The sequence below is a fragment of the Leptolyngbya sp. O-77 genome, from assembly GCF_001548395.1.
Classification (GTDB): domain Bacteria; phylum Cyanobacteriota; class Cyanobacteriia; order Elainellales; family Elainellaceae; genus Thermoleptolyngbya.
Genome location: NZ_AP017367.1, coordinates 4,509,059 through 4,531,426, shown reverse-complemented (window position 1 = coordinate 4,531,426; position 22,368 = coordinate 4,509,059). Strand labels below are relative to the sequence as shown.

Here is a 22,368-nt window from a genome sequence, read left to right as displayed (position 1 = left end):
CTTGAGGATCTAATGTTCGCTTCCTTGATTCGACGCTGTATAGAAAGTAGCTGAAAATCTCACTAAAACAGCAAATCAGGAGTCCAAAATCAGCAATCTCAAATCAAAATCAGCCCTGGTTTGGCTTAGGCAGAATCGTAGGATTGTTCCTGAAGCCACTGGAGGATTTCATCGGTGGAAAATGAGCGGTTTTGCTGGATTGAAAGGTTCTTAATATCCTGGCAAATCTTTTCGTACTTTTCTCGATCGAGTGGTTTTTGTAAACAGTGTTCAAATAAATAGCGAATGTTGCTCACGCCGCTGTGTTTGCCAAACCAAATTTCGGGCTGGCCGTGGGGAAAAATGGCGTAAGATAGGCGATCGCGCATTAATGAATGCACATGAATCCCCGCTTCGTGGCGCTGCGAGGCCTGCGAATAGGGCGCACAGGCCCGCGCCCCCATCTGGTCGAGGTGGTGGCTGACGCGGGCGATCGCCTCATAGTCAATGCCTGCCACCTCCCAGCCAAACCGCAGCCGCAGCCCATTTAGCACCTGCTCGATGGCCACATTGCCCGCCCGCTCGCCAATGCCGCCAAACGTGCCAGAGATCCCCGCCGCGCCCGCCCGCACCGCCTGGATCGTGTTCTCCAGTGCCAGCCCCATGTCGTTATGGAAATGCACAATCAGTGGCGCACAGCGGGCCGATGCCAGCAGGTCTTGAATCCAGATGTAGGATTTTTCTGGAGTCAAACAGCCGACCGTGTCGCACAGCAAAAACTGCTCCACGTAGGGCGAAAACTGGTTGATGCACTCCACCAAAAAATCAAAATCGGCGCGGCTGGCATCCTCCGCTGCAAAGCTAATCCGCAGCCCAAGCTGAGCCGCATATTCCAAATGCTGGCGCACCCGGCGACACATATTCGACCGCACCATCTGCACCTGGGCTGGCGTTGCCTTTACGCCATTCATCAGGGCAGCATCTCGTGTGTGGACACCTTCTGCGACCTGCATTTCCGGGTCGCGCAGCAGCAGCAGCCGATCCGACACCGCATGAAACAGGATAATGTGCTGCACCCCCGTCTCCTGGGACTGCCGAATGCAGGCTTTGTTCATCATTGTGGAGGCTGCCAGTTGGGGCACCAGCCCGTCTGCCACCAGCGTCTTCACCAACTGTTCCTCGACCGGGTGAACGGCGGGCATCAGGGCGAGCGAGTGAACCCCCGTGCTGGCGATTTCGTGGGCCAGCCTGCGCTTTGTTTCTTTGCTAAAACAGACTCCGACCTGCTGCTCTCCGTCGCGGAGCGTTTCGTCGGCGATCGTCAGGTGAATGGTCTCCATAGGATTGCAGTCGGACTCAGTCTCAAGAAACAACAGCTACGGCGACAAAGTCCGCATCAGAGGCTTATAAGGTTAGAGAATTTTATCTACCACTAAGGGTTATTTATCACAGGACAGTTGAGGATGCAGCACCCAGCGAACAGGTAATTATGGTCAGTCAGGGTTTGATGAAGGTGAAGATTCGAGTGAGGATCTGTGAAAACCTGCCATCCAGGAAGACGCGATCGCCCCTGGAGATGTTGCCGGAATGTTGTCATTGGCTGCTAAGGGTTCTACGTAACCCAAACGTATTACCCGCAGGTACGCAAGTTATACCGCAGGATGCCACCAGTCACAACATAATAAACATACACCCAGAGCCATGTCCCCCTAGACCCGTGCTGTATAATTAGCTCTGAAACTGAGGGGGCTGAGCAGCGAGTCATCGCTTTCTCAAGCGCTGTCTACAGACCACAGCATGATGGATGCTCATTCCGAGTTTTTGTCCGTATTTGATGGTGGTGAGGTTCCAGATCTCTGCTCTCTACCAGATCTGTCAAGGGTTTTACATCGTGCGGCGGCGGGAGCCGGGACGATTCTCCACATTTCGGCAGAAGGTGTCGAACGCCGCCAGTCTTATCGGGCGTTGGCGCGGCAGGCACAGCAGATTGTAGTCGGGCTGCACGCGGCGGGGGCACGGGTGGGCGATCGCCTTGTGCTGCAAGTCTCCGAGCCAGACGATTTTCTGGCGGCAATCTGGGCGGGCTGGCTGGGCGGGCTGGTTGTTGTGCCGCTGGCCGTGCCGCCCGCCTATGCCGAGTCGCAGAGCAAAGCGCTCCAGCTCCGCGCCATTTTGGGACAGCTCGATCACCCGTGGGTGCTGGTCAGTGGGGCGATCGCTCCTGCCCTGCAAGCCTTTTGCACAGACGGTTCTGCCGAATTTCGCTGCGACCCCAGCCGCCTGCTGCCCCTGCCAGCGCTGCTCGCTGCTGAGTCCGATCCGCCGCTCGAAACGCCTTCCGACACCGCATTGGCGACCGACCGACTGGCGCTGATCCTGTTTACCTCTGGCAGCACGGGGCAGCCCAAAGGCGTGATGCTGACCGAGCAAAACCTGCTGGTGAGTGCCTTTGGCATGGCGACTGTGAACCGCATTACCGAGCGCAGCCTCAGCCTCAACTGGATGCCGCTGGAACACGTCGCCAGCCTGGTGATGTTTCACCTGACGCAGGTTTTTGTCGGCTGTTCGCAAATTCAGGTCAGCAATGACTATATTCTGCAAGACCCGCTGCGGTGGCTGGATTTGTGCGATCGCCATCGCGTCACCGCCACCTGGGCCCCCAACTTTGCCTATGGGCTGATTTGCGATCGCCCGCAGGAGGTGGCCCAGCGCCCGTGGGACTTGTCCTGCCTGGCGTGGATGGGCAACGGAGCCGAAGCCGTCGTCGCCAAAACCACCCGCAGCTTTTTGCAGCTTCTCGCGCCCTGCGGCCTGCGCGATGGCGTGGTCAGCCCCGGCTATGGCATGTCGGAAACCACCTCTGGCATTGTGCATTCCCACGACTTTTTCCTCGCCACCACCAGCGATGCGGATACGTTTGTCGAGGTCGGCCAGCCGATTCCCGGCGTGTCGCTGCGGATTGTGGACGAGCAGCAGCAGGTCGTGCCCCAAGGCGAGGTGGGCAGCCTGCAAGTGCGCGGCTTGACCGTCACCCCCGGCTATTACAACCGCCCCGATTTGAATGCCGAATGCTTCACGCCCGACGGCTGGTTTGTCACGGGCGACCTGGCCCGCCTGCAAAACGGGCGGCTCACCCTCACCGGCCGCCAAAAAGACCTGATCATCCTCAACGGCGCAAATGTGTATAGCCACGAAATCGAAGCCGTGGTCGAAGAATTGCCCGGTGTGGAAGTGTCCTTCACTGCCGCCTGCGCCGTGCGCCGGGACGATGAGACGAGCGATCGCCTCGCCATTTTTCTGCATCCCACCGCTGAACTGACGGATGCCGCTAGTTTGCGGGAACTGGTGAAAGCCGTGCGGCGACAGGTGGCGACGCGGCTGGGTGTCAGTCCTGACTATGTAATGCCTGTGGCGCGGGCCGACATTCCCAAAACTGCCCTCGGCAAAATCCAGCGCAGCGAACTCAGCCGCCGCTTTCAGGCAGGGGAATTTGACGGACAACTCCAGTCCATTGCCGACGCATTCCAGCAGGCTCCACCCGCCGCGCCGCCGCGCAGCCAGCTAGAGCGATCGCTGTTGGAAATCTGGCAGTCGGTGCTGGGACTGACGGCGATCGCCCCCGACGAGCAGTTTTTTGAACTGGGGGGCAGTTCGCTGCAACTGATGCAGGTGCTAAACCAGCTTCATCAGCAGGGTTATGCGGTGTCGGCGGTTGACTTGTTTCAGCATTCCACGATCGCCAGTCTGGCGCAGTTTTTGGCGCGTTCTCCGGCAGATAAGGTCGTGCAGCAGGGCCAGCAGCGGTCGCAGCGCCGTCAGTTCAGACATTCAAATGACAACGACATCGCGGTGATTGGGCTGGCCTGTCGTTTTCCTGGAGCCGCTTCGCCTGCGGAATTTTGGCAAAACCTGCAAGACGGCGTGGAGTCGATTACTTTCTTCAGCGATGAAGAAATCCTGGCAACGGGCATAGACCCTGATCTGGTGCGCCATCCCAATTACGTCAAAGCCAGTCCAATTTTGGACGACGTAGAACAGTTCGATGCCGATTTCTTTGGCTACACCCCCCGCGAGGCGGAACTGCTCGACCCACAGCAGCGGCTGATGCTGGAGTGCGCCTGGGAAGCCCTGGAAGACGCGGGCTACGACCCCTTTGCCTACGCGGCCGACGGTGGGGCGATTCCCGCAGGGATCGTTTCACGAATCGCCCTCTATGCAGGCGCATCCATGAACAGCTACCTGCTGAACCATGTCTATCCCAATCGCCATCGGCTGGATGCCAACGACTCGCTGGACGTGGTGACGCTCAGCTCGATGGGCGGCTTTCAGATGGCGATCGCCAACGATAAGGACTACCTCACCACCCGCGTATCCTACAAGCTCAACCTGACGGGGCCCAGTGTCAACGTGCAGACTGCCTGCTCCACCTCGCTGGTGGCGGTGCATCTGGCCTGCCAGTCGCTCCTGCGCGGCGAGTGCGACCTGGCGCTGGCGGGGGGCGTGTCGGTGGAAACGCCGCAGCGGGCGGGGCATCTTTACCAAGAGGGAATGATCCTATCGCCAGACGGCCACTGTCGCGCCTTCGATGCCCAGGCGCGGGGCACGATTTTTGGCAGTGGCGCGGGTGTGGTGGTGCTGAAGCGGCTGCAAGAGGCGATCGCCGATGGCGACCAGATTTACGCCGTGGTCAAGGGTTCCGCCATCGGCAACGACGGCAGCCAAAAGGCGGGCTACCTCGCGCCCCGTGCCGATGGACAGGCCGCCGTGATCCGTGAGAGCCTGGCCGTGGCAGGCGTTGACCCAGACAGCATTACCTACGTCGAAGCGCACGGCACAGGCACGGAACTGGGCGACCCCATCGAAGTTGCTGCACTGACCCAAGCGTTTCGCAGCGGCACTCGTCGCTCGCAGTTTTGCGCCCTTGGCTCCGTCAAAACCAACGTCGGCCATCTCAACGTCGCCTCTGGCATCGTCGGCTTCATTAAAACCGTCCTCTGTCTGCATCACCACCAACTGCCGCCCAGCCTGCATTTCCAGCAGCCCAACCCGCAGATCGACTTTGCCAACAGCCCGTTTTTTGTGAATACGACGCTGCGCGACTGGGAAACCGAGGGTTTGCCGCGCCGCGCCAGTGTCAATTCTCTCGGCATTGGCGGCACCAATGCCCATGTGGTTCTGGAAGAAGCGCCCGCTGTTTCCCGCCCGCTGTCTCCCGTGGCCGATCGCCCGCTGCACCTGCTGGCGCTCTCCGCCAAAACGCCCGCCGCCCTGCAAGCCCTGGCCCGTCGCTACGTCCAGTTCTTCGCCGCCCAGCCCGACGCACCCTTCGCCGATGTGTGCTTTACGGCAAACTCAGGGCGATCGCCCTTTGCCCACCGACTGGCGATCGCCGCTGCCACCGCCGCCGAGGCCCAGGCGCAGTTGAAAAGCTGGCTGGAGGCCCCCAGCACCGCCGCGCCTCACGTCCGTTGTGGCGTTTTTGTTCACCGGGCAAGGGTCGCAGTATTCCCAAATGGGGCGATCGCTCTACGACGCGCAGCCCGTGTTTCGGCAGGCGATCGCCCAGTGCAACGAAATTTTGCAGCCGCTGCTGGGCTTGTCGCTGCCGGAACTGCTCTACGACGACGCGCAGGCCGACCGCCTCCAGCAGACCCGCTATGCCCAGCCCGCGCTGTTTGCCGTCGAGTATGCCCTGTATGAACTGTGGCGATCCTGGGGCGTGCAGCCCGATGTCGTCTTGGGGCACAGCATTGGCGAATATGTGGCGGCCTGCGTGGCGGGCGTGTTCAGCCTGGCAGACGCGCTGACGCTGGTGGCGCACCGGGGGCGGCTGATGCAAGCGCAGCCTCCCGGCGCAATGGCAGCGGTGTTTGCCAGCGCCGAAGCCGTCCAATCCACCCTGCAATCTGCCGGAATCACCGTGGCGATCGCCGCCCTCAACGGCCCGCAGCATACGGTGATTTCCGGTGAAACGGCACAGATTGAGCGAGCGATCGCCCACGTTCAGCAGCAGCACTTCGCCGTGAAGCCGCTGCCCGTGTCCCACGCCTTCCACTCCCAAATGATGGAGCCGATGGTGGACGAATTTCGGGCCGTTGCCAGCCAGGTTCCATTCACTAGCCCCCGCCTCCCGCTCATCTCCAACCTCACGGGAACGGTTTGCGGCGAGGAAATAACGACACCGGACTACTGGTGTCAGCAGTTGCGCCAGCCCGTGCAGTTTGCCGCCAGCGTGGAGCAGTTGCATCAACTTGGCTGCACGATTGCGTTGGAATGTGGCCCCAAACCCGTACTAGTTGGCATGGGCAAAGCCATTCAAAAAGCCTGGCAGAACGATGAAAAATCTGAATCTAAGGCGCATTCTCAAAATCGTTCTACAGAGATTCTTAATGGCAGCTCAGAATCATTCTCAAATCATTCTAAAAACTATACTCAAAACCATTCAGAAATTCAGTGGATCACTAGCCTGTCTCCCACTCAGGACAATTGGACTTCGCTGATCTACAGCCTCCAGCAGCTTTACTGCAATGGGGTCCCGATCGACTGGCGCGGATTCGATCAGCCCTATATCCGACAGCGCCTGTCGCTGCCCACCTATCCCTTCCAGCGGCAGCGCTACTGGCTGGATGTCCAGCCTACAAGCGTCACGCTTCGACCACGTTCCACATCGGAGCATCCGCTGCTGGGTCAAAAAATTGCCACGCCCCGCACCACGCTATTTGATACGCAGCTTCGGCTAGATGCCCTGCCGTTTTTGGCTGATCACCGGATTCATGGCGCGATCGCCTTTCCCGGCGCAGCCTATCTGGAAATGGCGCTGGCGGCCGGGGCAAAGCTGCTGCCATCTGCACCGCTTCAGCTTGCAAACATGGTGCTGTCGCAACCGCTGGTGCTGGATGAGGAAACGGGCGCAGGGCGATCGCGCCAGCGTTGCGGAGCAATATCGCTCCAGACCAGCCTTTCCCCCAACGGAACCGGATACACTGTCGAAATCCATAGTTGCTGCGACGATGGCGAGTGGACGCTGCACGCTCACGGCACCCTCAGCGGATCTGTGGCCCCGATTCCCACCCCCAATCTCTCCCAACTCCAGCAAACCCACACGGCCGAAATCGACTGGGCCGCACTGCTGGACTCCTTTCCCAGTGTGGACTACGGGCCACAGTTTCACGGCGTAAAACGAGTCTGGCAACAGGCGCAAGAGTTTCCTGAAAGCGTTCTGGCGTATGTGCAGATTCCTGATTCTCTGAAGCCTCAAGCAGAACACTACAAGATTCATCCTGCTTTGCTCGATTCCTGCTTTCAGATTGTTCTGGCGCTTGCCCCTGAGCATTCGTTTCCCTATGTTCCCATCAGTCTCGATTGCTTACAGTTTTGCAATCATTCCTCTATTCATCTCTGGAGTTATGCGACCGTTACTCAGCGGACTGCTGACGTGCTGACGGCTGATGTTTTCCTGTTCGACAAGCAGGGAAACCCCGTGCTGGCGATCGCCGGATTGACCGCCAAAGCCGTTTCGCCGCAGGCATGGGGCCGCACGCCCGACGCTTCTCGCTGGCTCTACGAACTGGCGTGGCAGCCCGCGTCTCGTCCCGCATTGCTCGACTCCACATCCGCAGGGCACTGGCTCATCTTTGCCGACGCTCAGGGCGTGGCGCAGCAGTTGATCGAATGTCTGGATGCAGCGCAGCAGACCTACACCGTTGCGGTTTCGAGCGATCGCCCATCGGCTCTGCCCGCAGCACAGCGGGTAAAGGGCGATCGCCCCGACGAATTCCTGGCGCTCATCCAGCAGGTTTTGCAGGATAACCCGGCGATACGCGGTGTCGTTTACCTCTGGGGACTGGATGCGGCCGCGATCGCAGACACCACAGCCGCCTACGCCGGAGCGCTCCACCTGACGCAAGCGCTGATTCAGAAGGGCATTCAGGCTCCGCTGTGGCTGGTGACGCAGGGCAGCCAGTCGCCCAACATCACTGCTGAAACCCAGGCGGCAGGCGTGGCGCAAGCTCCGCTGTGGGGGCTGGGCCGGGCGATCGCCCTGGAATATCCTGCCCTCCAGTGCCGCTGCCTCGATCTGGAGCCGGGTGCAGCCTCCGACGCAGGGGCAGCGCTGTGGGTAGAAATGCGGTCTGGCGCGGCGGATGCCTGCGTAGCGATTCACGGGGGACAGCGCTATGTTGCTCAGATTCAGCCCTATACAGCCGCTCTGCTGGGGGGCGATCGCGCTTTGCAACTCCAGATAGCAGAACGAGGCAGTCTTGATCGGCTCACCTGGGAAACGGTCGAGCGGCGATCGCCCGCAGCCGACGAAATCGAACTGCGAGTGCTGGCGGCGGGGCTGAACTTTCGCGATGTGCTAAATGCGCTGGGGCGCTATCCCGGCGAGGCGGGCCCCCTGGGGCTGGAGTGCGTGGGGGAAGTCGTGCGCGTCGGCGCGGCAGTGCGAGACGTTGCACCGGGTGACGTAGTGGTGGCGATCGCCCCCGGTTGCTTCAGCCAGTTTGTCACCATTTCGGCAAGGCTAGCCGTTCCCAAACCCGCGACGCTGACCCTTGTCGAAGCCGCTACCCTCCCCACGGCAATGCTCACCGCCGACTACGCGCTGCGAACCATCGGCAATCTGCAATCAGGCGAACGGGTGCTGATTCACGCGGCGGCGGGCGGCGTGGGGCTGGCGGCGGTGCAACTGGCGCAACAGATCGGCGCGGAGATTTTCGCCACTGCTTCCCCCAGCAAGTGGTCGGCATTGCAACAGCGGGGCGTGACTCGGCTTTACAGTTCGCGATCGCTCGATTTTGCCGCCGAGATCGTCCGCGATGCGGGCAGCCAGCCCATCGACCTGGTGCTAAATTCCCTCACGGGCGACTTTATGCTCAAAAGCGCGGCGCTGCTGGCTCCTGGTGGCCGCTTTGTGGAAATCGGCAAGCCCGATCCGGCATTGGTCTGGCAACTGCGACAACTCCGCCCTGACGTGCAGTACACCGCCATCGACCTGATGCAGGTGACCACGCAGCAGCCCGACCAGATTCAGACCATGCTGCGACGGGTGATAGCGCAAATAGAGGCGGGTCAGCTTCAGCCGCTGCCCCACACGCAGTTTCAGCGTGATCGCCCGATCGATGCCTTCCGCTATATGCAGCAGGCGCAGCACATCGGCAAAGTGGCGATCGAGTTCGCTAAACCATCCTTTGCGCCGCGTCCCAATAGTGTGTACGTCATCACAGGCGGGCTGGGCGGATTGGGCTTGCAGGTGGCGAAGGCTCTAATCAAATGGGGCGCAACGCACCTGTTGCTGCTGGGGCGAACCGCCCCCAGTCCGGCGATCGCCGCAGAGTTGGCAACCTGGGAGCAATCCGGCGCAACCGTCGCCACTGCCCAACTCGACTTGGCGGACGATGCCGCCGTGACGAACTTTTTCCAGGCCCAGCGCCCCTTTGCCGACTTGCCAATTCGCGGTGTGTTTCATGCAGCGGGCGTGCTGGACGACGGGGCGATCGCCAACCAGACCCCACAGCGGTTTGAGCGGGTGATGGCGGCCAAACTGCGGGGCGCGTGGACGCTGCATCACCTCAGCCAGGACTGGACGCTGGACTGCTTCGTACTGTTTTCCTCCGCCGCCTCAGTGCTGGGGTCAGCCGGACAAGCCAACTACGCCGCCGCCAACGCCGGACTGGACGCGCTGGCTCACCTGCGGCGATCGCTCGGCCTGCCCGCCCTCAGCATCAACTGGGGCCCCTGGGCAACCGTAGGGATGGCCGCCCGCCGCGCCGACGGCTTCCAAACCCAGGGCATGGAGCTGCTCGCCCCCAAAACGGGCGTGACCATTCTCAAAGCGCTGCTCTCAGAAGCCACGCCCCAAGTCGCTGTGCTGCCCTACGCCAAACCACGAGTTCCCGACTCGCCCGCCCCCGTTCCCGCCCCGACCTGGTTTGACGAACTTCGCCAACTGCCAGCGGGCGATCGCCCGTCCGCCCTGGCCGCCCGCCTCCAGCAAGTTGTCGCTAAACTGCTGGGTTGCCCCGCTGCCAGCCTCGACCCCCACCAGGGCTTCACCGATCTCGGCCTCGACTCCCTCACCACCATCGAGCTAACCCACCAGTTGCAACAGCAAGTGTCCCAGCCGCTGCCCAACGCGCTGCTCTACAGCTATCCCACGATCGCCACCCTTACGGAATACCTGCTGCATCTGCTTGAACCAAACTCTGACAGTGCCGAATCATCTGCATCGTCAACTCAAAAGAACGCGGCAGCGAACGGAAGCAAGAATGACTCTTCACGCGAAACCCCGAACAGCTTCGCGAATCGTCTGGCGAACGATCCCGAAGCGGCGATCGCCCAACTTACGGAAGCCGAAGCCGAAGCTCTCCTTCTGCGCGAACTCGATCGCCTCAACCCCTAACCCCTAACCCCCAACCCCTAACCCCTAGATGACCGAAGCCTCCCCCACCAAACGCGCCCTCCTGGCGATTCAGCAACTCCAGGCAAAGCTAGAGGCGCTGGAGGCAGAAAAGCACCAGCCGATCGCCATTGTCGGCATGGGCTGTCGCTTTCCGGGCGCAGACACGCCGGACGACTTTTGGGCGCTGCTGCACGCGGGCAAAGACGCGATTACCGAAATTCCGGGCGATCGCTGGAACCTTGACCAATACTACAGTCCAGACCCCAGCGTCCCCGGTAAGATGTACACGCGCCACGGCGGGTTTGTGCCGCATCTGTACGACTTTGACGCTGCCTTTTTCCGCATTGCGCCGCGAGAAGCCGCCAGCCTCGACCCGCAGCAGCGCCTCCTGCTGGAAGTCAGTTGGGAAGCGCTGGAGCAGGCCGGCATTGCGCCCCACTGTCTGATGGGGCAAGCCGTTGGCGTGTTTGTCGGCATCTGCGGCATCGACTACTGGCACCAGCTTTTGCAGCAAGATCCCAACACCATCGACGCTTACCTGACCACGGGCAACACCCACAGCACCGCCGCCGGACGGTTATCTTATCTGCTAGGCAGCACGGGGCCGAGCATGGCGATCGACGCGGCCTGCGCCTCTTCCCTCGTCGCCGTGCATCTCGCCTGCCAGAGCTTACGCCAGCGGGAATGCGACCTGGCGATCGTCGGCGGCGTGAACCGAATTTTGTCGCCAGAGATGATGGTGAACTTTTGCAAGGCAAAGATGCTCTCCGCCACGGGACGCTGCCACAGTTTCGATGCCAGCGCCAACGGCTTTGTCCGCTCCGAAGGCTGCGGCGTGGTGGTGCTAAAGCGGCTGGACGAGGCATTGGGCGATCGCAACTTTGTGCAAGCGGTGATCCTTGGTTCCGCCACCAATCACGACGGCCGCTCCAGCGGGCTGACCGTGCCCAACGGACTGGCGCAGCAGGCCGTCATTCGCCAAGCCCTGCGCCAGAGCCGCCTGGAGCCGTCGCAAATTAGCTATCTAGAAGCCCACGGCACGGGCACAGTGCTGGGCGACTCCATCGAGCTAGAGGCGCTGGGGCAGGTGTTTGGTGCTTCTGGAACAGATCGCGCCGTGAATCGCCCCGACCCGCTCTGGATCGGCTCTGTCAAACCCAACATCGGGCATCTGGAAGCCGCCTCTGGCATAGCTGGGCTGATCAAAGTGGTGCTTGCGCTCCAGCATCAAACCCTGCCGCCTCATCTGCACCTGCACCAGCCCAACCCGCAAATCAACTGGGCCCAACTGCCGCTAAAAGTGCCCACTGCCCCCCACCCCCTGGAACGGGGCCGCGCCGCATTGCCGGGGTGAATGCCTTCGGCTTTAGCGGAGCCAATGCCCATGTGGTTCTGACGGAAGCGCCTGCGCCCGAATCCGCCCCCCTGCTCCCCTATCCGCTGCACCTGCTGACCCTCTCTGCCCGCAGCGAACCCGCCCTGCGCCAACTGGTCGAGCGCTATGTGCAGCACTTGCAGCGGCATCCCGATTCCCCCATCGCCGACCTCTGCTGGACGGCCAACACCGGGCGATCGCCCCTGCCCTATCGCCTTGCCATCCTGACCGATTCCCTGCCAGACCTGCTGCAAAAACTGCGCTCTGTTCTTCAAGGCACACCCACACCCGGCATCTACCAAGGACGCGCCCAGCCCACCGCGCCCGCCCTCCAGATTCACTACACTGCCGTTCCCCAGCCGTCTACTGTATCCACTCTCTTCCTCGCGCCTGACACCGCCGCCGCCCAGCTTCCTGGCCTCGCCGCCGCCTTTGTCGAGGGCAGCGAATTGACCTGGCACGATGGCGATCGCCGCTATTTCCAGCAAACCGTCGCCCTGCCCACCTACCCCTTCCAGCGCCAGCCCTGTGGCCCGATTCCTGCCCCCTAATCCGTCTCCCCTGGAACTGGCACCTGCTATACAATGCGGGGGAGTTGGTTTTTCTGAACTCTGGTTGCCTATGAAAATTTCACTTCAGTTCGGTTGGACTCGGTTGACAGCGCTTCTGAGTGCGTCTGCTGTCTTGACCTCAGCGCTGGGGACGGGGCTAGCTGCCGCGCCAACGATTGCCCGCCAAAGCCTGCCTGCTGCTGAGGCATCGAGCAACGCTCCAGCAGCGTCACTGCGGTTGCCGGATGCGGTCGCAACTGCTCCAGGGGTGACGATTTCAGGCGAAAACGGGCGGTTTGTAGGACAGGTGGTAATCAACGGCTCCGCTGCTGCCGCCTGGGCCGTGTTGACCGACTACAACAACTTTGCGTCGTTTTTGCCCAATGTTGAATCTAGCCGCCTGCTGAGCCGCAATGGTAATCAGGTTACGTTCGAGCAGGTGAACGTGCTGCGGGTGGCCTCGGTGCCCGTGCGAAACCGCGTTACCGTGGCCTCGTCCGAGCAGCGACCTTCGCAGATTCAGTTTGTGGTGATGGACGGCAACGAGCCGATCATGCAGGGCGTTTGGCAGCTTCAGCAAGCCTCGGCCCGCCAGTTGGTGTTGACCCATCAGGTGGTTATTTCCCCTCGATCTGACCTGATGCGCGATGTCTACTCGCGAGTCTATCGCGGCGAGTTGGAAACTACCCTTGTCTCCCTGCGTCGAGAAATTGAGCGCCGTAGCCGATGAACCCACCCAAACACGCCATTATCACGGGCGGATCTAGCGGCATCGGGCTGGCGATCGCCCACCGATTGGCCGCCCAGGGAACCGCCCTCTCGCTGATTGCCCGCACCCCCGAAAAGCTGGAGGCGGCGCGGGCACAGCTTGAGGTCAAGCGGCGCTTGCCCGACCAACAGGTGTATACCGTTGCTGCTGACGTAGCTGACCGAACGCAGGCAGAACAGGCCGTGCAGCGGGCGATCGCCCAGTTGGGCCCACCGGATTGGCTCGTCACCTGCGCTGGAATTGCACGACCGGGCGAGTTTCTAGAAATTCCTATCGAGGTGTTCGAGCGGACGATGGCGGTGAACTACTTTGGCACGCTGTACTGCATCCGCGCGGCCCTGCCTGCAATGGAGCAGCAGCGGCACGGGCAAATTGTCTGCGTGTCCTCAGGGGCAGGGCTGATCGGACTCTACGGCTATACCGCCTACAGCCCCAGCAAGTTTGCCCTGCGCGGCCTGGCCGAGTCCCTGCGGGGTGAACTTAAACCCAAGGGGATTGGCGTGTCTATCGTCTATCCGCCCGACACCGACACGCCGCAACTCGCCGAGGAAAACAAAACCAAGCCCCTCGTCACTCAAAAAATTACCGCCACTGCCAAAACCTGGAGTGCTGACGGCGTTGCCGAGGTGATCCTGGCAGGTGTGCAGCGCCACGCCTTTGCGATTACTCCTGGCTTTGAAATGGGCGTATTAAACCGTCTGCATAGCGTGTTGCTGCCCATGCTCAACCAATCCTTTGACCAAATCACTGCCAAGGTCAGAAACTTGCAATGATTCTATTCCAGCCTGCATCCGACTCATCCTCCGGCTCATCAGCGTCTCGCATATTTGTGCGATCGCCCTTTGCATTCTGGCTGGGCATCAGCCTGCTGTTCACGCTGTACTACGGCCTGGTGACGATTGCCTATGCCTTTAGCCATCCCTATCTCGTGCAGGATGATGTTCGTCAGCATGTCGTCTGGATGCAGCGCTTCACCGATCCAGAGCTATTTCCCAACGACTGGATCGCTAACTACTTCCAATCCGTTGCGCCGCTGGGCTTCAAAGCCGTCTTTGCCGCAGCCGCCAAGCTGGGACTGCCCGCCCTCACCTTCGTCAAAATCCTGCCGCTGCTGCTCAGTTTGGGCACAACAGTCTACCTGTTCTTAATTTTCCTGGAACTGTTTCCCTCACCCTTCGGCGCATTCCTCAGCACGCTGATTACCAATCAACTGCTGTGGCTCAACGATGATTTGGTTTCTGGCACGCCCAGAGCGTTTGTTTATCCAATTTTCACCGCATTTTTGTATTACCTGCTGCGGCGATCGCTCCTGCCGTGTATTTTGGCGCTAGGGCTACAGGGACTCTTTTTTCCGCATCTGATGCTGGTGGGCGTGGGCGTATTGACCGTGGCGCTGGTGAAATGGCGCGGCAACCGCATCCGCTTGTCCCAAGACCGCCGCGATTACCTGTTTTGGGCAGCGGGGCTGGGGGTGGCGCTGCTGGTGATTTTGCCCTTCAGTCAGGCAATGGATTCGCTGGGCAATCCTCTCACCTACGACCTGATGCGCTCCATGCCCGAACACGGGCGAATGGGACGCAACGAATACTTTGGCGTGCCGCCGCTCAACTTTTGGTTTAACGGGCGCAGCGGCATCCGGCTCCAGTTGTTTCCCTCCCTCAGCTTGGTGGGGCTGGCGCTGCCACTGCTGGGGCGATTCCCGCGGAGATCGCTTCGCGAATCGCGCTTTGCCGCTATGCAGCACCTCACGCCCAAGGTGCGGGTGCTGGTGGACGTGGTGCTGGCCTCGATGGGCTGGTTTATGCTGGCGCACCTGTTCTTGCCGCGCCTCTATCTACCCAGCCGCTACAACTACCACAGCTTTCGGATTGTGCTGCCGCTGAGTGCGGCGATCGTGTTCACGGTGCTGATCAGCCAGTTCTGGCAAACATTTGGCCCCAAGCTGCGCGGCGAAGTGCCTCTGGCAAAGGGCGATCGCACGCTGATTGGTCTGCTTGGCTGTCTTGCCGCCGTGGTGACGCTCGTGCCGCTCGTACCGCCGTTGATCTACGTCCTGCAAAACTGGCAAATTGCCCAAACACCTGCCATCCATCAGTTTTTGGTAGAGCAGCCCAAGTCTGCGCTGGTGGCCTCTTTGGCCGACGAGGCCGACAATGTGCCCGCGTTCGCGCTGCGGTCTACGCTGGTGGGTCGGGAGTTTGCGCTGGCCTATCACCCCGACTATTACCAAGAGATTCAGAATAGAGCGATCGCCCTGTTGCAGTTGCAATACAGCCCCAATCCACAAACCGTTCAGCAAGTTATTCAAAACTACGGCATTGACTGGATCTGGATCGAAGATGCCGCATTCCAACCCGAATACCTGCGCCAGAAAGATTGGCTGGTGCATAGCTCCTTCAAATCTGCGGTAGACGAGGCGATCGCCACGCTAGAACAGGGCAAGACTCCGGCCATTGTTCCTTTGCTCGACCGCTGTACCGCCGTCCGCGCTGGGCGATCGCGCCTGATCGATGCAGCCTGCGTTGATGTCAGGAGCGTTGTGGCTCGCTGAAGAAACTGAAGAAATTGCTGAAGTTCTCGTAGAACCCGTGGCGATCGCGCCGGTAGCAAATCCTCTATGCTAGTCGCAGGCTGGCATTTCAGCGGACTGGGGAGAGGTGGCGACATGGCGCTGCGGACGGTGACGACGGAAAAAGCCAAAATTACGGAGCTAATTGCCGTAGCCGATCGGCTGGTGGGCGATCGCCTGCATCAGTCCCTCACCGATGTAGACAAGATCGTGCTGGAGCAAGCGCTAAGGGGCAGCAAGCTCAAGGATATTCAGGTGGTGGGCTACGCCCAGGGCACCGTCGAGCGAGTCTTTGCGCCGCGTCTGTGGAAGCTGCTGTCGCAAGCCTGTTCACAAAAAGTCGGCATCAAAAGTCTGCGGCTGATCTTGGAAGACTACAGCCAGCAGGTGCAGCCCAATAGTCTATCTGTTGGCTCAGATTCCTTAGAAAACGCACTCCATCGGGCCGATGAGGCTGCGACACCAGGGCCGCAGGATTCGCCCAATGGGATCAGTTCGGGGGGGCGATTCCCGCAGGGAAAGTGCGCTGCACCGCTTGCGCGAACGCTTCGCGAATCGCCTGCTCAACCGTCTATTTTAGAGAACCTGCCTGCACCCACCAGCACGGCCTTTATTGGGCGTGAGGCCGAGATCGAGCGCTTGCTGCACCTCCTCTCGCCCGACCACGCCGCCCATCTGATCAGCATTGCGGGCATTGGCGGCGTGGGCAAAACCTCGCTGGCGGTAGAGTGTGCGCGGCGCTGTTTGGCGGCTAGCCGCAACCCCCAGTCCTATCCGAATGTACCTACCTTCGATGCGCTAATTTTCGTGTCGGCCAAGCTGTGCTATCTGCAATCCTTTGGGCTGCTGCAACGCTTTGACCCGATGCGATCGCTCCAAGACATTTTGCAGCAAATTGCCGACGTATTAGGCGAAACGGAGCTTGCTGGGGCCAGCCTGAACGAGCAAATTCAGATGATTCGGCGATCGCTGCACGGCAGTTCCTCAGCGAGCCACGCACCACGCCGGACGCTGCTCATCATCGACAATCTGGAAACGATGGAAAATCCGCAGATGGTGCTGAGTTTCCTCCACGATCTGCCGCCATCGGTCAAAAGCCTGGTGACCACCCGCGAGCAGTCGGTCTTCGTCCCCGTGCGGCTGGTGGCGATGCCCACCGACGAGGCGCTGAGCCTGATTCAGCATGAAGCCCAGGAAAAAGGCGTGGCACTGAACCCCACGGAACGGCGGGCCCTGCTGCGGGCCACCGGCGGCCTACCCGTAGCCATACACTACGCCATCGGGCAGCTTGCCAACGGCTTTGACCTAGCGACGGTGTTGCAGGGGATGTCGAACCCGACGGGCGACGTGGCCCGCTTTTGCTTTGAGACCACGGTGAATGGTTTGCACGGCCAGCCCTCTCATCGCCTGCTGATGGCGCTGGCCCTGTTTCCGACCCCGGTCTTGCGCGAAACCCTGTTTCAGGTGGCGGATGAAGCAGCCTCGCCCGATGCGCTGCAAGAAGCGCTGGCACAGCTTTGTCAATTGTCGCTGGTGAACCAGCAGGATCATCGCTATGGAATGCTGCCCCTGACGCAAGAATACGCCCTGGCAGAGCTAAAGGCGCATTTCGACTTTGCCGAGGCGGCGCGGCGGCGGTGGGTCGCCTGGGCGCTGCAATTTTCTGAACCCTATGCCAATCAGGAAGTAAAAACCTGGCACTTATCGTTTGACGGGCTGCAAGAGGAATGGCAAACCCTGCGGGCGATCGCCGATTTTTGTATGACCGAGGGCTGGTATGACGAACTGCTGCGGCTCTGGAACCACGTCAAGGCTTATACCTATAGCATGGGGCGGCGCAAGGGACGGACAGACTATTGGGGCGATCGCCTGCGGTGGACAGAATGGCTGATTGCTCAGGCCACCCAGCGCAGCCAATGGCGCACCCTGGCAGAGGTAATGCTCGACCGCGCCTGGACGCTGACCGCCACCCGCAAGCCCAGGGCGCTAGAAGAAGCCGAGCAGCTATTCGAGCAAATTCAAACCCTGCGCGACTATCAAGACCAGCCGTTCCAGACCGAATGGGCGAAAAAAATGTCTGTCCTGCGAACCCAGCAGCAGCAGTTTGACGAGGCCCATCAGTTGCTAGACGAAGCAGAAGCCCTGCTCAACCCGGCCGACTGGTCTGCCGGAAAGTATGCCCGCCAACGGGTGCAGCTTCTTTACTATCGAGGCATGACCCATTTCAAAGCCGGCCAGATTGCCGCCGCCAAGCAGGTCTTTGAAACCGCCCGCGCCCAGGCCCGCGAGGTCGACTGGGAACGCGCCGTCCGCATGACGGAAAACTGGCTGGCCGACATCGCTGTGCGCGAGGGCAAGCTCGACGAGGCAGAGCAACTTTTGGTGGAAGGGCTGCGGGTGGCAGAGCAGCAAGACGACCCGACCCGCAGCGCCTATGTCAAACGATCCTTTGCGGAACTCGTGCGGGCGCGGGGCAATGCCTCCGAAGCACAGCGCTGGGCGCGGGAAGCCCTGGCGCTGTTTGAGCAGCTCGGAATGCCCTACGAAGCCGAAGAAACACAGGCATTTTTGAACAACTTGTAAACGCTACCGACTCAAATCGTTCGACATCTTGCAAAAAAGCCAAAAAATTAGTCCGTTTCTAAAGTTTCTAAATATGACTTGCCCTGAGCCTGGTACTATCCCCCTACCTGACACACATTCCGAAAGCCTGCGATTACGACGGAACTTGAGAGGGGGAATGGCTTTTTGGAAATTCCGCCACCCCATCTCCCTATTCCTCCGTTGAGCCACCACTCCTAACTCACTGGCTGCACATCGCTATGCTGCGGATGCAGCGCTTCGCCTTGTTGCAGGGAGGCCGACAGGCGGTTGAGCGCGTTGAGGTAGGCCTGGGCGGAGGCGACGATGATATCGGTGTTTGCGCCGTGGCCGGAGAAGATGCGATCGCCATATTGCAGACGGATCGTGACTTCGCCCATCGCGTCGATGCCTGCGGTGACAGACTGCACCGAGAACTCGATGAGCTGGTTAGGAATGCTAACGACGCGGTTGATCGCTTTGTAAACAGCATCCACGGGGCCCGTACCGATGGCGGCATCGGTGAGTTCCTCCCCGGCGGGCGTGCGGATGGTGACGGTGGCCGTGGGGCGCGAGTGGTCGCCGCAAGACACCTGCACATGCTCTAGTTTGAACAGTTCCGGCACCTGCTGGGTTTCGTCATTGGCGATCGCCTCCAGATCCCAATCGGTGATTTCCTTTTTCTTATCCGCCACGTCCTTAAACCGCAGGAAAGCGCGGTTTAGCTCCTGCTCCGACAGTTCATAGCCCAGTTCCCGTAGGCGCGTGCGGAAGGCGTTTCGTCCCGAATGCTTGCCCAACACAATCTGGTTGTCGGTCAGACCGATGGATTGGGCATCCATGATTTCGTAGGTGCGCTTGTGCTTCAGCACGCCGTCCTGGTGAATGCCAGACTCGTGGGCAAAGGCGTTTGCACCAACGATCGCCTTGTTGGGCTGCACCAGCATCCCCGTCAGGTTCGACACCAGGCGCGAGGTTTTGTAAAGCTGGCGCGTGTCGATATTGGTCAGGGGCGCTTCAGAGTCGGCCGGGCGACCCAAAAACGGGTTGAAATATTGACGACGCACATACAGCGCCATCACCAGTTCTTCGAGCGCTGCATTTCCGGCGCGTTCGCCAATGCCGTTAATCGTGCATTCAAGCTGCCGCGCTCCGTTCTTCACGGCTTCCAAAAAGTTGGCTACGGCCATGCCCAAGTCGTTGTGACCATGAACCGAAATGATGGCTTGATCAATATTCGGCACGTTCTCTTTAATGCCCTTGATCAATCCGCCAAACTCGCTCGGAGTAAGATAACCAACAGTGTCGGGAATGTTGACGGTGGTAGCTCCAGCGGCGATCGCCCGCTCCAGCATTTCGTACAAAAACTCCGGATCAGAGCGACCCGCATCTTCTGGGGAAAACTCTACATCGTTCACAAACGACTTGGCGTAGCTCACCATTTCGGGCACGATGTCCAGCACTTCCGCCCGCGTCTTTTTCAGCTTATATTCCAGGTGAATATCCGAGGCGGCAATGAAGGTGTGAATCCGGGGCTTGGCAGCAGGCTTCAGCGCGTCGGCCGCTGCTTTGATATCCTGCTGAGTGGCGCGGGCGAGGCCACAAATAATCGGGCCGTCTTCGGTGCCCACTTCGGCGGCAATCTTGCTCACCGCTTCAAAATCACCAGGACTGGCAAAGGGAAAGCCCGCTTCAATCACATCCACACCCAGTCGTGCCAGTTGCCGGGCGATTGTCAGCTTCTCATCCACGTTCAGCGTTGCGCCAGGCGACTGTTCGCCGTCGCGCAGCGTGGTGTCGAAAATCAAAATGCGATCGGGCTGACCAATACCGGACTGGGCGTTCGATGAAGTACTCATGGCACAAATCTAGGCATGTGAATGGATGAATGCAGGTTCACAACGCGGTTTCGAGCGGCAACGGTCATCAGGCAATGCACCGACCGCGCCGAAACCAGGGTCGAATCTGGCAAGTCGAACTGATGCCGACTTAACCATCATACTGAATCATTCTAGTGGGCGAGTCTCCCCTTCTAACCCCCTGATCGGGTGATTGGGGGTGGCACGGTTTCAAAATACACAGGCGGGCATTCTAGAACTGGTCAACGAAAGACCGGTGGAAGGAATATGGTAAGGGGGCGATCGCCCGAGGAGGCCATGATAGAACAGGCGGCAAACGACCGGGTGCTGGTGGCGATTTTGAAGGATGTGGCGGATTGGGCGATCGCCCAGGAACAGCGCTGGTATCGCATTCCCGTCGCCAGTGTCGAACAATCACTCCAGCCTCACTGGCCGCCTGCCTGGATCGCCTTCTACCAAACCAAAGCCTTTGGCGCAGAAGCCTACGCAATTCGCTACTATGCCGCTGTGACTGAGATCGCTAAAGTGCAGCGCTGCGATTTGTTTCCCCAAGCGGCTCCTGGCCCCAAAGATCAAGACTGGTATTACAAGCTCATGCTAGGAGACGTGCGATCGCTGCCCCGCCCAATTCCCAGCCACAAGCTGCGGCGCATTACGTTTATCCCCACCACCTGGGCGCAACTAGAAACAGCACAGGCAGTGGGGGATTTACTGAAAAAACGGGCCTAGTGCCCGATTAGCTCATCAACACCAAGCCCATTCAACTCATCGAAGTACCAACGCGAGTACTCAGACTAACTTCAGACTAATAAAGACCCAACCAGGACAGCAAGCCCTGACCCGTCAGGTATTCGATCGCCAGCGTAATCAAAAATCCCACCATTGCCGCCCGCCCATTCAGGCGCTCAGCGTATTCATTAAAGCCAAACTTCGGTTCCTGGAGCTTCGGAGTCACGGTTGGTTGTGGCGGAGTTTGAGTCATGGCTTTTACAATTCTTTACTCGTCCTCTTCATTGTAGAGAGTGCAGCCTATTCGTCAATCCAAAATCAACCCCCCAGCCTCAAACTCCTGCTATAAACGGCGTAGGTCGATCCATCCGGGCGAAGACTCTCTCGCAAAAGGGATTTACCTTGGAAGTATCTAAGAATTTACCGCCTCCGCAATGGGTGGGGGAGCTTTTGAGGTGTTGGTATGGAAATCGGCGTTCCCAAAGAGATTAAGGATCAGGAATTTCGGGTGGGGCTGAGTCCCAGCAGCGTCCGCACGCTGGTCGAAGCAGGACACACAGTATTTGTCGAAACCCAGGCGGGCATCGGCGCAGGATTTGCCGATCAGGACTATGTTCAAGCTGGCGCTCAGGTCGTGCCTTCTGCAAAGGATGCCTGGAGCCGAGAGATGGTGGTGAAGGTCAAGGAACCGCTGCCTGCGGAATATGACCTGATGCAAAAAGATCAATTGCTGTTTACCTACCTGCACCTGGCGGCGGCAAGAGAACTGACGGAGCAACTGATGCGGGTGGGGCTGACGGCGATCGCCTATGAAACCGTCGAACTGCCCAACCGCAGCCTGCCCCTGCTGACTCCCATGAGCATCATCGCTGGGCGGCTCTCGGTTCAGTTTGGGGCCCGCTTTTTGGAACGACAGCAGGGTGGGCGCGGCGTGCTGCTAGGCGGCGTGCCGGGGGTAAAACCAGGCAAAGTCGTGATCTTGGGCGGCGGTGTGGTGGGCACCGAAGCTGCCAAGATGGCCGTCGGGCTGGGCGCTCAGGTGCAAATTTTTGACATCAACGTAGAGCGACTGTCTTACCTGGAAACCCTGTTTGGCTCGCGGGTCGAGTTGCTCTACAGCAATTCCGCCGAGATCGAGACTGCGGTCGCCGAGGCTGATTTGCTCATTGGTGCAGTGCTGGTACCGGGCCGACGTGCGCCCATCCTAGTGCCTGCCAGCTTGGTGGAGCAAATGCGGACAGGCTCGGTGATCGTAGACGTGGCGGTGGATCAGGGCGGCTGCGTAGAGACGCTGCACCCAACTTCCCACACGCAGCCCACCTACGAGGTGTTTGGCGTGGTTCACTATGGCGTGCCGAATATGCCCGGAGCCGTTCCCTGGACAGCGACGCAGGCACTCAACAACAGCACCCTGCCCTACGTGGTGGAGCTGGCCAACCAGGGACTCCAGGCGCTCGAAACTGATGACGCGCTGGCCAAGGGGCTAAATGTCCAGGCCCATCGCTTGGTGCATCCCGCAGTGCAGCAGGTTTTCCCCGATCTGGCTTAGGTTATA

12 protein-coding genes and 1 pseudogene are annotated in these 22,368 nt (G+C 60.0%); 10 read left to right on the top strand and 3 right to left on the bottom strand.

What is annotated here, in order from left to right; genetic code table 11:
* Nucleotides 1-125: 125 nt before the first annotated feature.
* Entirely contained in the window at nt 126-1,319 is a 1,194-nt protein-coding gene (locus O77CONTIG1_RS19110; protein ID WP_068513888.1) for a 2-isopropylmalate synthase, read from the bottom strand.
* 457 nt (nt 1,320-1,776) lie between these two features.
* Between O77CONTIG1_RS19110 and O77CONTIG1_RS26390 the strand changes: the two are divergent.
* The 8 genes and pseudogenes from O77CONTIG1_RS26390 to O77CONTIG1_RS19075 form a co-directional block, all read left to right on the top strand.
* Nucleotides 1,777-5,358, top strand: a pseudogene (locus O77CONTIG1_RS26390) (beta-ketoacyl synthase N-terminal-like domain-containing protein); the annotation flags it as partial.
* 91 nt (nt 5,359-5,449) lie between these two features.
* Nucleotides 5,450-10,381, top strand: coding sequence for an SDR family NAD(P)-dependent oxidoreductase (locus tag O77CONTIG1_RS19105; RefSeq protein WP_156435482.1), 4,932 nt, complete (start codon nt 5,450-5,452; stop codon nt 10,379-10,381).
* Between the two features lie 28 nt (nt 10,382-10,409).
* The gene (locus O77CONTIG1_RS19100) at nt 10,410-11,735 is read left to right on the top strand and encodes a type I polyketide synthase (RefSeq protein WP_068513882.1); all 1,326 of its coding nucleotides are present in this window, start codon (nt 10,410-10,412) and stop codon (nt 11,733-11,735) included.
* Nucleotides 11,732-12,307, top strand: a complete 576-nt coding sequence (locus O77CONTIG1_RS27215; RefSeq protein ID WP_068513879.1) for a ketoacyl-synthetase C-terminal extension domain-containing protein — start codon at nt 11,732-11,734, stop codon at nt 12,305-12,307. Before O77CONTIG1_RS19100 ends, O77CONTIG1_RS27215 begins: the two co-directional genes overlap by 4 nt.
* Nucleotides 12,308-12,377: 70 nt before the next feature.
* Entirely contained in the window at nt 12,378-13,037 is a 660-nt protein-coding gene (locus tag O77CONTIG1_RS19090) for an SRPBCC family protein (RefSeq protein WP_068513877.1), read from the top strand.
* On the top strand, nt 13,034-13,849 hold the full coding sequence (locus O77CONTIG1_RS19085) for an SDR family oxidoreductase (protein WP_068513874.1): 816 nt from the start codon (nt 13,034-13,036) through the stop codon (nt 13,847-13,849). The genes O77CONTIG1_RS19090 and O77CONTIG1_RS19085 overlap by 4 nt, the downstream gene beginning before the upstream one ends.
* Entirely contained in the window at nt 13,846-15,627 is a 1,782-nt protein-coding gene (locus O77CONTIG1_RS19080) for a hypothetical protein (protein ID WP_156435480.1), read from the top strand. Before O77CONTIG1_RS19085 ends, O77CONTIG1_RS19080 begins: the two co-directional genes overlap by 4 nt.
* A gap of 66 nt (nt 15,628-15,693) precedes the next feature.
* On the top strand, nt 15,694-18,228 hold the full coding sequence (locus tag O77CONTIG1_RS19075) for an AAA family ATPase (RefSeq protein ID WP_084782845.1): 2,535 nt from the start codon (nt 15,694-15,696) through the stop codon (nt 18,226-18,228).
* 215 nt (nt 18,229-18,443) lie between these two features.
* Here the strand turns inward: O77CONTIG1_RS19075 and O77CONTIG1_RS19070 are convergent, their stop codons facing one another.
* On the bottom strand, nt 18,444-20,084 hold the full coding sequence (locus O77CONTIG1_RS19070) for a 2-isopropylmalate synthase (protein WP_068513866.1): 1,641 nt from the start codon (nt 20,082-20,084) through the stop codon (nt 18,444-18,446).
* 297 nt (nt 20,085-20,381) lie between these two features.
* Between O77CONTIG1_RS19070 and O77CONTIG1_RS19065 the strand changes: the two genes are divergently transcribed.
* Nucleotides 20,382-20,813, top strand: a complete 432-nt coding sequence (locus tag O77CONTIG1_RS19065; protein ID WP_156435478.1) for a hypothetical protein — start codon at nt 20,382-20,384, stop codon at nt 20,811-20,813.
* A gap of 76 nt (nt 20,814-20,889) precedes the next feature.
* Here the strand turns inward: O77CONTIG1_RS19065 and O77CONTIG1_RS25240 are convergent, their stop codons facing one another.
* Nucleotides 20,890-21,039: a hypothetical protein gene (locus O77CONTIG1_RS25240; protein ID WP_172799609.1), complete on the bottom strand. Its 150-nt coding sequence runs from the start codon at nt 21,037-21,039 to the stop codon at nt 20,890-20,892.
* Between the two features lie 237 nt (nt 21,040-21,276).
* Here O77CONTIG1_RS25240 and ald point away from each other — a divergent pair, with 237 nt between their 5' ends.
* The gene (gene ald / locus O77CONTIG1_RS19060; protein ID WP_068513859.1) at nt 21,277-22,362 is read left to right on the top strand and encodes an alanine dehydrogenase; all 1,086 of its coding nucleotides are present in this window, start codon (nt 21,277-21,279) and stop codon (nt 22,360-22,362) included.
* Nucleotides 22,363-22,368: the final 6 nt, after the last annotated feature.

What these genes read in the sequence shown, in the direction of transcription:
- O77CONTIG1_RS19090 (WP_068513877.1), top strand. Translation starts at nt 12,378, where the DNA reads ATGAAAATTTCACTTCAGTTCGGTTGGACTCGGTTGACAGCGCTTCTG.
- O77CONTIG1_RS19065 (WP_156435478.1), top strand. Translation starts at nt 20,382, where the DNA reads ATGATAGAACAGGCGGCAAACGACCGGGTGCTGGTGGCGATTTTGAAG.
- O77CONTIG1_RS19100 (WP_068513882.1), top strand. Translation starts at nt 10,410, where the DNA reads ATGACCGAAGCCTCCCCCACCAAACGCGCCCTCCTGGCGATTCAGCAA.
- O77CONTIG1_RS19070 (WP_068513866.1), bottom strand. Translation starts at nt 20,084, where the DNA reads ATGAGTACTTCATCGAACGCCCAGTCCGGTATTGGTCAGCCCGATCGC.
- O77CONTIG1_RS19110 (WP_068513888.1), bottom strand. Translation starts at nt 1,319, where the DNA reads ATGGAGACCATTCACCTGACGATCGCCGACGAAACGCTCCGCGACGGA.
- O77CONTIG1_RS19080 (WP_156435480.1), top strand. Translation starts at nt 13,846, where the DNA reads ATGATTCTATTCCAGCCTGCATCCGACTCATCCTCCGGCTCATCAGCG.
- O77CONTIG1_RS19085 (WP_068513874.1), top strand. Translation starts at nt 13,034, where the DNA reads ATGAACCCACCCAAACACGCCATTATCACGGGCGGATCTAGCGGCATC.
- ald (WP_068513859.1), top strand. Translation starts at nt 21,277, where the DNA reads ATGGAAATCGGCGTTCCCAAAGAGATTAAGGATCAGGAATTTCGGGTG.
- O77CONTIG1_RS19075 (WP_084782845.1), top strand. Translation starts at nt 15,694, where the DNA reads ATGCTAGTCGCAGGCTGGCATTTCAGCGGACTGGGGAGAGGTGGCGAC.